The organism is Paraburkholderia sp. J7, assembly GCF_905220155.1.
Lineage (GTDB): Bacteria > Pseudomonadota > Gammaproteobacteria > Burkholderiales > Burkholderiaceae > Paraburkholderia.
In genome coordinates, this window is the sequence record NZ_CAJMYZ010000001.1 from 591,221 (window position 1) to 604,678 (window position 13,458).

At 66.4% G+C, this 13,458-nt stretch carries 14 protein-coding genes and 1 pseudogene; 12 read left to right on the top strand and 3 right to left on the bottom strand.

Translation table 11 applies throughout. The features are described 5' to 3' along the window. The first annotated feature begins 171 nt into the window (after positions 1-171). The 5 genes and pseudogenes from flhF to U5A58_RS02630 all read left to right on the top strand — a co-directional run bounded on the left by flhF (position 172) and on the right by U5A58_RS02630 (position 5,157). Positions 172-2,277: a flagellar biosynthesis protein FlhF gene (flhF, locus tag U5A58_RS02610; protein WP_321960160.1), complete on the top strand. Its 2,106-nt coding sequence runs from the start codon at positions 172-174 to the stop codon at positions 2,275-2,277. Then, positions 2,270-3,052, top strand: a pseudogene (locus U5A58_RS02615) (MinD/ParA family protein); the annotation flags it as partial. The gene flhF and the pseudogene U5A58_RS02615, both read left to right, overlap by 8 nt. 356 nt (positions 3,053-3,408) lie before the next feature. Further along, a complete protein-coding gene (locus U5A58_RS02620) occupies positions 3,409-4,140 on the top strand; it encodes an RNA polymerase sigma factor FliA (RefSeq protein WP_321960161.1) in 732 nt (243 codons plus the stop codon). 236 nt (positions 4,141-4,376) lie between these two features. Then, entirely contained in the window at positions 4,377-4,709 is a 333-nt protein-coding gene (locus U5A58_RS02625) for a DUF1778 domain-containing protein (RefSeq protein WP_158758885.1), read from the top strand. Continuing rightward, positions 4,672-5,157: a GNAT family N-acetyltransferase gene (locus tag U5A58_RS02630; RefSeq protein ID WP_321960162.1), complete on the top strand. Its 486-nt coding sequence runs from the start codon at positions 4,672-4,674 to the stop codon at positions 5,155-5,157. The genes U5A58_RS02625 and U5A58_RS02630 overlap by 38 nt, the downstream gene beginning before the upstream one ends. 90 nt (positions 5,158-5,247) lie before the next feature. Here the strand turns inward: U5A58_RS02630 and U5A58_RS02635 are convergent, their stop codons facing one another. The 3 genes from U5A58_RS02635 to flgA all read right to left on the bottom strand — a co-directional run bounded on the left by U5A58_RS02635 (position 5,248) and on the right by flgA (position 7,600). Beyond that, a complete protein-coding gene (locus U5A58_RS02635) occupies positions 5,248-5,691 on the bottom strand; it encodes a flagellar protein FlgN (RefSeq protein WP_321960163.1) in 444 nt (147 codons plus the stop codon). A 49-nt stretch (positions 5,692-5,740) separates the two neighbouring features. Next, positions 5,741-6,085, bottom strand: coding sequence for a flagellar biosynthesis anti-sigma factor FlgM (flgM, locus tag U5A58_RS02640; RefSeq protein WP_321960164.1), 345 nt, complete (start codon positions 6,083-6,085; stop codon positions 5,741-5,743). Positions 6,086-6,265: 180 nt separating this feature from the next. Then, positions 6,266-7,600 carry a flagellar basal body P-ring formation chaperone FlgA gene (gene flgA, locus U5A58_RS02645; protein WP_321960165.1) on the bottom strand — a complete coding sequence of 445 codons (1,335 nt, stop codon included), beginning with the start codon at positions 7,598-7,600 and terminating at the stop codon, positions 6,266-6,268. Between the two features lie 257 nt (positions 7,601-7,857). On the opposite strand from flgA, the gene U5A58_RS02650 reads away from it, so the two are divergent. The 7 genes from U5A58_RS02650 (at position 7,858) to U5A58_RS02680 (ending at position 13,430) form a co-directional block, all read left to right on the top strand. Further along, positions 7,858-8,373 (top strand): flagellar basal body protein, encoded by a 516-nt coding sequence (locus U5A58_RS02650; protein WP_321915344.1) that lies wholly within the window; start codon positions 7,858-7,860, stop codon positions 8,371-8,373. 96 nt (positions 8,374-8,469) lie between these two features. Further along, complete coding sequence (gene flgC / locus U5A58_RS02655) at positions 8,470-8,895, top strand: flagellar basal body rod protein FlgC (RefSeq protein ID WP_321915343.1); 426 nt, start codon at positions 8,470-8,472, stop codon at positions 8,893-8,895. A gap of 211 nt (positions 8,896-9,106) precedes the next feature. After that, a complete protein-coding gene (locus U5A58_RS02660; protein WP_321960241.1) occupies positions 9,107-9,751 on the top strand; it encodes a flagellar hook assembly protein FlgD in 645 nt (214 codons plus the stop codon). A 38-nt stretch (positions 9,752-9,789) separates the two neighbouring features. After that, on the top strand, positions 9,790-11,034 hold the full coding sequence (flgE, locus tag U5A58_RS02665) for a flagellar hook protein FlgE (RefSeq protein WP_321960166.1): 1,245 nt from the start codon (positions 9,790-9,792) through the stop codon (positions 11,032-11,034). A gap of 27 nt (positions 11,035-11,061) precedes the next feature. Further along, positions 11,062-11,820 (top strand): flagellar basal-body rod protein FlgF, encoded by a 759-nt coding sequence (flgF, locus tag U5A58_RS02670; protein ID WP_158758879.1) that lies wholly within the window; start codon positions 11,062-11,064, stop codon positions 11,818-11,820. A 72-nt stretch (positions 11,821-11,892) separates the two neighbouring features. Continuing rightward, on the top strand, positions 11,893-12,681 hold the full coding sequence (gene flgG / locus U5A58_RS02675; protein WP_158758878.1) for a flagellar basal-body rod protein FlgG: 789 nt from the start codon (positions 11,893-11,895) through the stop codon (positions 12,679-12,681). 35 nt (positions 12,682-12,716) lie between these two features. After that, positions 12,717-13,430 (top strand): flagellar basal body L-ring protein FlgH, encoded by a 714-nt coding sequence (locus tag U5A58_RS02680; RefSeq protein ID WP_321915339.1) that lies wholly within the window; start codon positions 12,717-12,719, stop codon positions 13,428-13,430. Positions 13,431-13,458 lie beyond the last annotated feature (28 nt).

The following is a 13,458-nucleotide window of genomic DNA, read 5'->3' on the forward strand; positions in this document are numbered from 1 at the left end:
TTACCCGCATTTCTCCGCCCTGATCCATCGATCATGGGTGCCCCACCTTCGAAATAATTCCAACATCGGAAAAGGCTTTGCGAGCGACGCACGGCCGGCAGCAATCCAGCGCCATTCCAGCAACAGACGACCGGCGGCGGCATCGGCCGCTTACCTCTTCAGGGGCTCAGCTTGAACATTCGCAAATTCATCGGTGGCACCAGCCGCGACGCGTTACGGCTCGTACGCGAAGCGTTGGGTGCGGACGCCGTCGTTCTGTCGAACCGCACGCTCGACGACGGCAGCGTTGAAATCGTCGCGCTCGCGGACCGCGATCTCGCGGCGATCGCGCCGGCCGATGCTGCCGCGGCGCAAGCGCTGGTTGGCTTGAGTGGCCAGGGTGGTCAAGGCGGCGCGTTCGCGCAGCCCTCCGCCATGACGCAAATGCCGCGCTCACCGCGCGCTGCGCCCGGCGCACCGGCTGCGCTCGCCGCCCCGATCGGCGCGGCGAACCCTTACGCGAGCGGCATGCCCGACGTGTTCTCATCGGTGTTCGGCGCGAGCCCGGAAGTGGGCGCCGAAAACGGCGGCGCGAATGCCGACGCCGATACGCCGGATGGCGATCACGCCGCCGACACCGCTGTCTCGCTCGGCCAGGCAACGGGCCAGGCACCGGCGGCAGCGTCCGCTGCAGGGGCGTCGCTTTCGCCTTCATCGCGCGCCGCGGCAGGCCAGCAGGCCGCGCAATCGGCGATGCCGCCGACGCTGCATGCCGCGCTGCAGGCAACGCAATCGCAGCAAACGGTGCCGCTCGCGCACTCGCCGCTGCAAATGGCGTTGCAGGCCGCAACCGAGTCGCTTGGCTCGTCCGCCTTTGCGCCATCGTTTGCGTCCATGACCCAGGCCGCGAACGCCAACGCCCCGGCCGCCGCCCGTGAAGCCGCTGCGCGCCTCGAGCAGGCCGCCGCCGCGAGCGCGAGCGATGCGTCGCGCACGATGGCCGAGTCGAACCCCTGGCTCATCGATCACGCTCGCCGTATCGCGAACCAGCAGAACGCTCCGCGCGTGCCGGGCATGACGCCCGCGGCCGCAGCGGCACGCGGTCTTGGCAATGTCGCCGATCCGGTGCTGCCGCCCGACGTGGACGCCAGCACGCCCGACTGGGCGCTCGAGGCCGCGCACGTCGCCGCGCGCCGCGCCGCGCAGCGCCTCGGCCACGGCCCGGAAGCCGCGGGTCCCGCGCCCGGCAGCCGCAACGCGCAGGGCGCCGACGCGGCCCAGACCGTGAGCGAAGCGATCCGCGCGCGCATCGAGCAGGTCGTCAACGAAACCGTGATGAACGAACTCGCCTCCATGCGCGGCATGATGGAAGAGCAGTTCGCGGGCCTCCTGTGGGGCGAACGCCAGCGCCGTAGCCCGGTGCAGGGCGCGCTCACCAAGCAGCTGTTCGCCGCGGGCTTTTCGGCGCAGCTCGTGAAGATGATGATCGACCGCCTGCCCGAAGTCGAAACCGAAGAAGCCGGCATGGAATGGCTCCAGTCGGTGCTCGAATCGAACCTGCCGGTGCTCGAAGACGAAGAGGCGCTCATGGAGCGCGGCGGCGTGTTCGCGCTGATGGGCCCGACCGGCGTGGGCAAGACCACGACCACGGCGAAGCTCGCCGCGCGCTGCGTGATGCGCTTCGGCGCGAGCAAGGTCGCGCTCCTCACCACCGACAGCTACCGTATCGGCGGCCACGAGCAACTGCGCATCTTCGGCAAGATCCTCGGCGTTTCGGTGCACGCGGTGCGCGACGGCGCGGACCTCCAGCTCGCCCTCACCGAACTCAAGAACAAGCACATCGTGCTGATCGACACGATCGGCATGAGCCAGCGCGACCGCGCCGTGGCCGACCAGATCGCCATGCTGTGCGGCGCCGGCCGCCCGGTGCAGCGCTTGCTGCTGCTCTCGGCGACCAACCACGGCGACACGCTCAACGAAGTCGTGCAGGCCTACCAGAGCGGCCCGGAAAACGCGCCGCTCACGGGCTGCATCCTCACCAAGCTCGACGAGGCGACCAATCTCGGCAGCGCGCTCGACACGGTGCTGCGCTACAAGCTGCCGGTGCATTACGTCTCGACGGGCCAGAAGGTTCCCGAGAACCTTTACGTGGCGACGCGCCGCTTCCTGATCCGCAGCGCGTTCTGCATACCGCGAGAGAGCTCGCCGTTCGTGCCGCACGAAGACGATATCCCGGCGCTGCTGTCGGCACTCTCGACGCGTTCGAATTCGCAGGCTCCCGAGGTCAGGTTTGGATAAGTTCGTAATCGATCAGGCTGAAGGGCTGCGGCGGCTCCTCGCGCGCGAAGGCTCGCGCGTGGTCGCGGTGACAGGCGGCGCGGGTTCGCCCGGCCGCACGACCGCCGTGGTCAATCTCGCGGCGGCGCTAACCGCGCAGGGTAAGGACGTGCTCGTGATCGACGAGTGCCTCGGACCCCGCTCGGTCTGCTCGCTGGTGGGCAATGTGCGCGGCGCAGGCAACTTCGCCGCCGTGATGCGCGGCGAGCGCACGCTCGACGAAGCCGTGGGGCGTCACGCGCTCGGCTTCGGCGTGCTGGCCGCCTCGCGCGACAACCGCGCGCAGTACACGTCCGCGCAACTGCAAAAAGTCATTTCGGGCCCCGCGGACATCGTATTGATCGACGCGCAGCTCGATGCCGAAGGCGCGCTCTCGCCGCTCGCCATGCACGCGCATGACGTGCTGATCGTCATGCGCATCGGTGCGCAGTCGATCACGGACGCGTATGCGTGCATGAAGCGGCTGCACTTCGCGCATGCGATCGCACAGTTCCGCGTGCTTGCGAATCATGTGGCGAACGCGAGCGACGCGCACACCGCAATCGAAAACCTCGCCGGGGTAGCGAGCCGCTACCTGAGCGTGTCGCTCGAAAGCGCCGGATGCGTCGCCGCCGATCAGCACATGGCGCAGGCGCTCAAACTCGCACGCTGCATCGTCGATGCGTTTCCCTCGACGAACGCCGCGCGAGACTTCCGGCACGTGGCCGCCGAACTGCCGCACTGGCCCATGCGACCCGCGGTTTCGGCGTGCTCGCCGGCCACGGCGCGCGCCAGCGCCGCATTCGTCCCCACGGACGAAGCACACGAAGCGGCGGGCGACGCACCCGCCGACGACCTGGACGGCGTGCCGCGAGACGGCGTCCAGCTACACGCTACGCATGCAACAAACGCCGCACACAGCGCGCTCGCCGCGAACGCCGATTCGTTCGTAGCCAGCGTGACGGGTGTGCATCCCGCACCCAACGCAACATCTGCGTCCGCACCGGCCCATGTGGGCTGGCGGACCGATACGCCCGCGCAGCGCACGTCGCCGCAGCACGTTTGACGTGCTCACGACGACGCCAATCAGGGACATGAGAAGTGGAGAGCACGATGTATAACGCTCAAGGAAAAATTTCGCAGGCCGACGTGCTTGCGAAGTACGCGCCGCTCGTCAGACGGCTCGGCTTGCAGCTCGTGGCCAAGATGCCGGCGAGCGTGGACCTCGACGACCTGATCCAGGCCGGCATGATCGGCCTGCTCGACGCGGCCAACCGCTACAAGGAAGATCAGGGCGCGCAGTTCGAGACCTACGCGAGCCAGCGCATTCGCGGCGCGATGCTCGACGAGCTGCGCAGCAACGACTGGCTGCCGCGCAGCCTGCGCCGCACCTCGCGCGAAGTGGAAAGCGCGGTGCACCAGGTGGAGCAGCGGCTCGGGCGCTCGGCGAGCGAAACGGAGATCGCCGAGCATCTGAGCATGCCGCTCGACGAATACCAGAGCATGCTGCAGGACCTGCATGGCAGCCAGCTCATCTATTACGAAGACTTCGACCGCTCCGCCGAGGACGAACCGTTCCTCGACCGCTATTGCGTCGATCACTCGGACCCGCTTTCGGCGCTGCTCGACGACAGCCTGCGCGGCGCGCTCGTCGAAGCGATCGAGCGGCTGCCCGAGCGCGAGAAGCTGCTCATGTCGCTCTACTACGAGCGCGGCATGAACCTGCGCGAAATCGGCGCGGTGATGGAGGTGAGCGAGTCGCGCGTGTGCCAGCTGCACAGCCAGGCGGTGGCGCGCTTGCGCACGCGGCTGCGCGAGATGGCGTGGGCCGGCCAGGAGACTTGAGGCGGTAGACGCCGCGCCTTGGCTGGCGTGGGCTGGGTTGCGGTGAAAGAGCCGGGGTGCGGGAGCGCTCCGGCTTTTTTGTTTGGCGGGCGGTTCGAATCACATGGTGCCAATTTGGCACCATGCGTGATATAGTGACTCCACTCCGTCAATGGAGATCGACTCGAACGAGAACCTCGGGCCGCGCATCCGCCAAACGATGTAGGCGTGCGCCAGGCCCGAAAAAAGGATGAACAATGGCTATCAACAACGGTATGGAAAACTCCAGCCGCGGGCGAATCACTGCCCGGTTGAGCGCGGAGAAACAGGAAATCCTGCAGCTTGCTGCAGACCTTTCGGGCAGCACCCTCAACCAGTTTATTGTGCAGGCCGCGCTTAGGGCCGCGGAGCAGGTTATCGAGCAGGAAGAGGTCATTCGTTCCATCCGCCTGACGATGGACGAATCGAAGCGCTTCTTCGCTTTGCTGGACGAGCCGCCGAAGCCCAATGAAGCGCTGCAGCGCGCGATGGCTCGCTTCAGGAAGAACAAGAGTGCAAACGCAGATTCGTCAGCTGAGGGAGAGCGATGACCGCAGCAGCTTCGACTGCGGCGTCGATTCGATGAGCGAATGGATTCGCCACGTAGCGAGTCAGCACCAAAAGAAGAATCTATCTCGCACTTACGTTGCTGCGGTGTCGTCCGCGCCGCGCACGATTGCGGGCTACTACGCCCTTGCGGCGACAGCGGTAGAAACGCAGGGAATGCCGGCCGCACGGCTGCCGAGGAGCGTGTCCGCAGTCCTGCTCGCCCGACTGGCGGTAGACAGGCGGCACCAGGGCCTGGGCCTTGGCGAATATCTGCTGATGCACGCACTGGATGTTGTTCTGACAACGGCGGAGTCGGTGGGCGTGCAGTGTGTTCTCGTCGACGCGCTCGATGAGAACGCAGGAGGGTTCTATCGGAAATACGGATTCGTGCCGTTCACCGATGCGCCGCGCAGACTTTTCCTGCCGGTCGCTACGATCAAGCAAGCATGAAAATCTGAAGGCGATTCGTTGCCTCAAACAAAAAAGCCGAAGCGGCAACGCTTCGGCTTTTGTCTTTGGCGAATCCCTGGTGAGCGCCGCTTACAGCCCGAACGCCGGCAGCCGCCCATCGGGACCGTACAGCATCGCGCCGTTGCCCGTTTCGCCGCGCAGGATCGAGAGCGCGCGGCGGTTATGTTCCATGCGTGTGCGGATCATCATGCCGATCGTGAGGTTCTTGCGGCGCGCGCGCTCGGTCGAACCCTTGAGCAACTCCCACTGGCTCGCGAGACGCGTGTCGCCGTCGCAGGCCATTTCGATGCCTTTGCGGCCGCCGGGGAGGCCGAGGCCTGCCAGCTGCGCGTCGCGCGCCTTTTCGAGGCCCGCGAGACGCTGCGTGAGCGTTGTCTTCTGCTCGACGATCTGCGGGAGCGCCTCCATGCCGTCGGCTGACACGAGCGCCTTTTCTTCATAGGCGAGCAGCGACGCGAACGCCTCAACCGTGGCGTGTTCGTCGATCAGTGTGGCCAACAGGGCATCTTTCATTGCAAGGCACCAAAAAAGCGAAGTTTACGCGGCGCTCGTGCGTCGGACGTCAGTTGCCAGACGTCGGCTTCACGAGGTCGCGGGCGGTTTGGATCACGCCGTCGGCAATCTTGCCGGAGTCGATCTGCAGCGTGCCGTTGCGGATCGCGTCCTTGATCGATTGCACGTGCGCCGTGTCGATGTCGGCGGAGCCGCTCGCGGCGAGCGAGCGCATCGTCGACGACAGCGACGAGAGGTTCACGTTCGCGCCCGCAGCGCTCGTGCTGCTTGCCGCGCCGGAGGTGGCCGCGCTGTCGGTGCTGGCGGCGCTTACGCCGCTCGAATCGGCTTGCGAGCGCGCAACGCCATCCTGCAGCGGGCGCGGATCATTGCGGGTGGAGGAGTCAACTTTCACGATGGGCTTTCCTGATCGATTTGACCTTGATAACGGCATAGGTCGGGCCGAACTTTAGCCGAAAATCCCACCGTTACATGCTGTTACGTGTGCTGGCGCACAAAGCCGTAAACCGCCGGATCGGGCCGCCGGACGGGGCTGAAACCGCCTCGATCCGGCCCTTACCAGATCTTGCTGAGCCTAGATTTGCACCTGCACGGTGCCGGCGTCCTTGACCACGCCCGAGATGATCTGGCCGCCGCTCGTGCGCACGCGCACCTGCTGGCCAGGCTCGGCGTTGTTCAGCGCGCTGCCTTCGGCGGAGATCGTGAAGTTGCTGCCCACGGCGATCACCTTGACGGTTTGCCCGATCACCACCGAGGCGGCGCTGCGCAGCATGTCGGTGCGCAGCGGCAGTCCCGCGGCAATACGCGCGAGCGCGACGGCGCCCGTCGCCTGGTTGGGATCGGTGATGATGGTCTGCGGCAGGTTCGCGAGATCGCCCGCGCGCGGCATGAAGTCCGCGGCCGAGAGGGCTTCGCCCGCGCCGATCTGGCGCGAGGCCACGTAGTAAGTCACGTCCACGGCAATGCGCGCGCTCACATAGAGCGTCCACGGCTTCGCGCCGATGCAGCGCACGCCCACGGTCGTGTGGCCATACGTGCGCGCGCCAGGCGGCATGAACGGCTCGAGCGAGGTGCAGGCCGCGAGGCCGCGCGGGAACACCGGCGCGACCGTAATGTTCACGTGGCCCGGCAAGCCCGCCGACTGCTGCTGCAGGAAGGTGAGTGCGACGGCGCGGATCGATTCGCCGTCCTGCTGACCGGGCGGTACGGTCTGCGCGTTCGTGGCGGCGGCGCTGGTATTCGGATTCGGCGGCGCGCTGGCGCTTGCACTGGCCACCGGCTTCGCGCCAGCGTCCACGACTACGGCGGCGACGCGGTTAGCGGTGCCTGGCAAGTTCACGCGCTGGAGCGTGCCCGCGTTGTTCGGGTTGGCCGGCGGCACGCGCACGGGCTGGGCGCTCGCACCCGGCGCGGGAATCGTGACGATGCGCGGCGCGTTGCCTTGGGGCACGCGCTCGCCGGGACCCGGAATCGTGATCATGCCGTTCGAGTCGACGCCCGCGCGCGCGTCCTCGGGTACGCCGCGCGAATTCAGATCGGCGTAACTGGCCGCGCGCAACGGCGCGGCGTCACTGGCGGGTGCATTGGTGGCGGCGTTGTTGGCGGCATTCGTGACGGTATTGCTGGCCATAGCCGCCGCAGGCTTCTTCGCGTTGCTGGCGAGCAGCGCGTTCATCTGCGCGGCGTCGGCGCCCGCGCGGTCGCCGTTGCCCGCAATAAAGATCTGGCCGCCCGCGCCCTCGGGCTGCGGTGCGGTTTGCGCCGCCGTTTGCGCCGCAGTTTGCCCATAAGCGAGCGCGCCACCCAGGGCGCAGCCAAGCACGCACGTCCAGGACACGCTCCACGACAGCGCGCGCGCACGCCGCTTCAGGCCCGCGTCGGGCCTGCGCAAAGAGGCAGTTTGCGGCATCGTCGTTCTCCATCGAATGCATTGACACGCCTCGCATTCTAGGCGGCCGCCCCCGCGCGCTTGCGTCGAATAGAGGGGCGCTTTACCGGCTATTCGTCCGATTGGTTCTTGCCACCCCCGCCTAATATTCCACTCCATGCGCAAAGGCCTTCGGGTCACGCGCCTAACGTTTGCGCCGCGCTTGCACCGGATTCCTCGCCGATGGCGAGCCTGCCGCGCTCACGCCAAATCCTTTTTCGCTTCACGGAGAACGCCCGATGCTGGACAAACTCGATGCCGAATTCGCCTTTGGGCGCGAAGCGCTCGATGTGCGCGCCACGCGGCAGGCATTGATCTCTTCGAACATCGCGAACGCCGACACGCCGGGCTACCAGGCGCGCGACGTGGACTTCTCGGCTTCGCTTGCGGGCGCGCTGCGCCAGCAAGGCGCCGGCGGCACGGCGGGCATGGCGGCCACCTCGGGCGGCAACGTCCAGCCGCTCGCCATGGCGCAGCCCGCGGGCGTGACGAGCGGCATGCAGATGGCGTCCACGGAGTCGGGCCACATGGCCGGCGACGCGAAGCTGATCCCGACCGGCGGCCCGGCCGACACCTACAAGAGCCAGCTCATGTTCCGCACGCCGGTGCAGCCCGCGCTCGACGGCAACACGGTCGATCTCGACACCGAACGCGTGCAGTTCGCCGACAACGCGCTGCACTTCGAGTCGGGCATGACGGTGGTCTCGCAGCAGATCAAGACGATGTTGTCCGCGATCACCTCGGGTTCGAGCTGATCGACGCGCGAGCGAAGCGGCAATACGTACGCAACAACGAAGCCATGAACGACCAACGCGCGCGCGACGCGCACCTGATGTGAGGTCAACGAAACCATGCCATCCCTGATGAACATTTTCAGCGTTGCGGGCTCCGCCATGACGGCGGAATCGCAGCGTCTGAACGTGACGGCGTCCAATCTCGCCAACGCCGACAGCACGACCGGCCCCGACGGCCAGCCGTACAAGGCGAAGCAGGTCGTGTTCGCGGTCAACCCGCTCGGCGGCGCGCGCACGGCCTCGGGCCAGCAGGTGGGCGGCGTCAGGGTGACCGGTGTGGTGGACGACCCCACGCCCATGAAGCAGACCTACGACCCCGACAGCCCTTCCGCGAACGCGGACGGCTACGTGACGATGCCCAACGTCGATCCGGTGCAGGAGATGGTGAACATGATCTCGGCGTCGCGCTCGTACCAGGCCAACGTCGAAACGCTGAACACCGCCAAGCAGTTGATGCTCAAGACGCTCACCATCGGTACGTAAAGCGGGCACCTAGAGCGGGTACTTGAAGCGGCGAACTGAAGCACAGCACGCACGACGCAGTAATACAGAGACCAGCGGGCGCGAGACGAAGCCGCGCCCGCCACCACCACACGCCAAGCACGAAGCGCAATCGAGGGAGAACGCGTTGAGTTCCAGCAACACAACCATCGGCGGCAGCACCGCCACCGTGTCGCAGCAACTGCTCGACACCATGAACGGCACGAGCTCGTCGAGTTCGTCGTCGTCGAGCGGCACGAGCGCGAGCGACCTGCAGACCACCTTCCTGCAGCTGCTCGTCGCGCAGTTGCAGAACCAGGATCCGACCGATCCGATGGACAGCTCGCAGATGACCTCGCAGCTCGCCCAGATCAACACGGTGTCGGGCATCCAGCAGCTCAACACGTCGCTGTCGTCGCTTTCCACGCAACTCTCGGCGGGCCAGAACGCGCAGGCTGCGCTGCTCATCGGCTCGACCGTGCTCGCGGCTGGCAGCAGCGCCGCGGTGTCGAGCGGCACGGCGCCGCAGCTCGGCGTCACGCTGCCTTCGGCGGTGTCGGACGTGAAGCTCACGATCACGAACTCGGCAGGCCAGGTCGTCAACACGCTCGACCTCGGCGCGCAGTCGGCGGGCACCGTGCCCGTCACCTGGAACGGCAAGGACAGCTCGGGCAACACGGTCGCGGACGGCACCTACACGATCACTGCCAGCGCGACGACCAACGGCCAGTCCGCCACGGCCACCGCGCTCGTCGCGAGCCAGGTGCAGGGCGTGGTCCAGCAGTCGGACGGCACTGCAAGCCTTTCGCTCGCCAACGGCAAGACGGTCCCGCTTTCGAGCGTGGGCGCCATTCTCTGAACACGACAATCAACGCAATAAGCGCGGAGTAGACAACCATGGGCTACCAGCAAGGATTGAGCGGCCTCGCCGCCTCGTCGAACGACCTCGACGTGATTGGCAACAACATTGCCAACGCGAACACCATTGGCTTCAAGGAAAGCACGGCGCAGTTCGCCGACGTCTACGCGAACACCATCGCGACGTCGGTGGGCAACCAGATCGGCCTCGGCGCGTCGCTGCAGACCGTGCAGCAGGACTTCTCGCAAGGCACGATCAATACGACGGGCCAGGCGCTGAACGTCGCCATCAACGGCAACGGCTTCTTCCAGATGTCGAACAACGGCACGATCACGTATTCGCGTAACGGCGTGTTCCAGCTCGACAAGAACGGCTATATCACCGACGCCTCGGGCAATGACCTGATGGGCTATGCCGCCAGTTCGACCGGCGTGATCAATTCGGCGCAGACCGTGGCGCTGAAGGTGCCGACCACCAACATCGCGCCGCTGGCGACGTCGAACATCACGGCGCAGCTGAACCTGAACGCGCAGGACACGGTGCCGACGACCGCGACGTTCAGCGCGACCGACTCGACGAGCTACAACTACTCGACGTCGATCACGGGATACGACACGCTGGGCGGCGCGCAGACGGTCAACATGTACTTCGTGAAGGACGCGACGAGCGGCCAGTGGGACGTCTACGCGGGTCAGGCCGGCTCGGTGGAGCGGCTCGGCACGGCGCAGTTCAGCTCGTCCGGCGCGCTCCAGAGCATTACCGCGGATGCGACCAACCCCGTGTCGACCAACGGCACCTCGTCGTTCACCTTCAGCATTACGCCGACGGACGGCTCCACGCAGCCCCAGTCGCTTACGCTCGACCTCTCGGGCACGACGCAGTACGGCTCGGCCGACGGCGTGAACAACCTCGCCCAGGACGGCTACCCGAGCGGCACGCTGTCGAACTTCTCGATCGGCGCGGACGGCACCATCACCGGCAACTACTCGAACGGCCAGACCATGGCGCTCGGCCAGATCGTGCTCGCCAATTTCAACAACCCGAACGGCCTCGTGAACCTGGGCGGCAACCAGTTCCAGCAAACGACGGCGTCGGGCGTGGCGCAGATCTCCACGCCGGGCAGCACGAACCACGGCACGCTCACGGGCGGCGCGCTCGAAGCGTCGAACGTCGACCTGACGAACCAGCTCGTCGACCTGATCACGGCACAGCGCAACTACCAGGCGAACGCGCAGACCATCAAGACGCAGCAGACCGTCGACCAGACGCTGCTGCAGATGTAACGCGCCTAACCACGTACCGGGCACATCATGGACCGACTGATCTATACCGCGATGACGGGCGCGAGCCAGGCGCTCGAGCAGCAGGCCGTCGTCGCGAACAACCTCGCGAACGTCTCGACCACGGGCTTTCGCGCGCAGCTCGCCAACTTTCGCGCCGTGCCGATGTCGTTCGGCGACGGCTCGACGGTGAACGACCAGACCACGCGCACCTTCGTGCTGTCGGCGACGCCTGGCTCGGACATGACGCCCGGTGCGATCTCGCACACCGGCAACCCGCTCGATATCGCCATCCAGGGCCAGGGTTTCATGGCCGTGCAAACCGCGGACGGCAACGAGGCCTACACGCGTGCGGGCAACCTGCACGTCGATGAGAACGGCCAGCTCGTCACCGCCGCCAACCAGCAGGTGATCGGCGGCGGCGGCCCGATCGCGGTGCCGCCGGGCTCGGCGATCACGATCGGCAAGGACGGCACGGTTTCAGCCATCGCGCCGGGCAGCCCCGCCAACGCGATCGCCATGATCGACCAGATCAAGTTCGTCAACCCGCCGGCCGGTGCGCTCACGCGCGGCGACGACGGCCTGTTCCACACGTCGGACGGCAATCCCGCCGACGCGGACCAGACCGTCCAGGTCGCGACCGAGTCGGTCGAGGGCAGCAACGTGAACCCGGTTGCGGCGATGGTCTCGATGATCACCAACGCGCGCCAGTTCCAGATGCAGACCAAGCTGCTCCAGAACGCCGACCAGAACGAGCAGAGCGCGAACCAGCTGCTCAACTTCAGCTAAGCCATTTCAAGTTAAATGAAGGCCGCTTCGCGACGCACGACGCGCGCGAGGCCGGACCGGGAGAAAGACACCGTGAACCGATCGCTTTACATCGCCGCCACCGGCATGCAGGCCCAGCAGTCGCAGATGGACGTGATCTCGAACAACCTCGCGAACGTGAGCACCAATGGTTTCAAGGGCTCGCGCGCGGTGTTCGAGGACCTCATGTACCAGACGCTGCGCCAGCCGGGTGCGAACTCCACCCAGCAAACCGAACTGCCTTCGGGCAGCCAGGTGGGCACGGGCGTGCAGCAGGTGGCGACCGAGCGTCTCTACACGCAGGGCAACCTGCAGCAGACCGGCAACTCGAAGGACGTGGCGGTCAACGGCGCGGGCTTTTTCCAGGTGCAGATGCCCGACGGCACGACCGCCTATACGCGCGACGGCTCGTTCCAGACCAACTCGCAAGGCCAGCTCGTGACGGCGAGCGGCTACCAGGTGATCCCGGCGATCACGGTGCCCGCCAACGCCACCTCGCTCACCATCGGCAGCGACGGCGTGGTGACGGTCACGACGCCGGGCACGGCCAACAACACGACCATCGGCACGCTGCAGCTCGCCATGTTCATCAACCCGGCCGGTCTCCAGTCGAACGGGCAGAACCTGTTGTCGGAAACGGCGTCGTCGGGCGCGCCCACGGTTTCCACGCCGGGCCAGAACGGTTCGGGCACGCTCAACCAGGGCTACGTGGAATCGTCGAACGTGAACGTGGTGCAAGAGCTCGTGAACATGATCGAGACGCAGCGCGCCTACGAAATCAACAGCAAGGCGGTCACCACTTCTGACCAGATGCTGCAAACCCTCAGCCAGATGCAGGTCTGAGGCTGAGTCCCTGGTTAATCAAGTCGGTGAAGAATATGTCGCAGTCCGTTCGAAACCATCCTCGCATCCGCGCACGGCGGCCGGGCCATGCCCGAGCGCTCGTGGCGGGTGTGGCGCTCGCGATGCTGGCGGGCTGCGCCTACATTCCCAACCGGCAGCCCATCGTGCAGCAGCCGATGACGGCCGTGCCGCCCCCGCCGCCCACGAACAATTCGCCGGGCGCCATCTACAACCCGGGCTACGCGGGTCGGCCGCTTTTCGAGGACCAGCGTCCGCGCAATACCGGCGACATCCTCACGATCGTCATTTCCGAAAACATCAACGCGACCAAGTCATCGGGCGCGAACACCAAGCGCGGCACCAGCACGAGCGTAGCGGGCACCGCGAACTTCCTGCCGGGCTTCTTCAACCGCGCGAACCTGAATACGACGGGCGCGAACCAGTTCGACGCCACGGGCGGCGCGAACGCCTCGAACACATTCACGGGCGTCATCACCGTGACCGTCACGAACGTGCTGCCCAACGGCAATCTCGTCGTGTCCGGCGAGAAGCAGATGCTCATCAACCAGGGCAATGAATACGTGCGCTTTTCCGGCGTCGTCAATCCGAACACCGTTGCCGGAGACAACTCCGTGCTCTCGACCGACGTCGCCGACGCGAAGATCGAATACTCCGCGAAAGGCGTGATCGACGAAGCCGAGACGATGGGCTGGCTGCAACGCTTCTTCCTGAACATCGCGCCATGGTAAAGATCCGCTTCCATCGTTCGCGCCGCTC

Bases quoted from the DNA above. Each gene is read 5' to 3' on its own strand.
- flgF (WP_158758879.1), top strand. From the start codon at position 11,062: ATGGACCGACTGATCTATACCGCGATGACGGGCGCGAGCCAGGCGCTC.
- flgA (WP_321960165.1), bottom strand. From the start codon at position 7,600: ATGCCGCAAACTGCCTCTTTGCGCAGGCCCGACGCGGGCCTGAAGCGG.
- flgE (WP_321960166.1), top strand. From the start codon at position 9,790: ATGGGCTACCAGCAAGGATTGAGCGGCCTCGCCGCCTCGTCGAACGAC.
- U5A58_RS02680 (WP_321915339.1), top strand. From the start codon at position 12,717: ATGTCGCAGTCCGTTCGAAACCATCCTCGCATCCGCGCACGGCGGCCG.
- flgC (WP_321915343.1), top strand. From the start codon at position 8,470: ATGCCATCCCTGATGAACATTTTCAGCGTTGCGGGCTCCGCCATGACG.
- U5A58_RS02660 (WP_321960241.1), top strand. From the start codon at position 9,107: ATGAACGGCACGAGCTCGTCGAGTTCGTCGTCGTCGAGCGGCACGAGC.
- U5A58_RS02635 (WP_321960163.1), bottom strand. From the start codon at position 5,691: ATGAAAGATGCCCTGTTGGCCACACTGATCGACGAACACGCCACGGTT.
- U5A58_RS02625 (WP_158758885.1), top strand. From the start codon at position 4,377: ATGGCTATCAACAACGGTATGGAAAACTCCAGCCGCGGGCGAATCACT.
- U5A58_RS02650 (WP_321915344.1), top strand. From the start codon at position 7,858: ATGCTGGACAAACTCGATGCCGAATTCGCCTTTGGGCGCGAAGCGCTC.
- U5A58_RS02620 (WP_321960161.1), top strand. From the start codon at position 3,409: ATGTATAACGCTCAAGGAAAAATTTCGCAGGCCGACGTGCTTGCGAAG.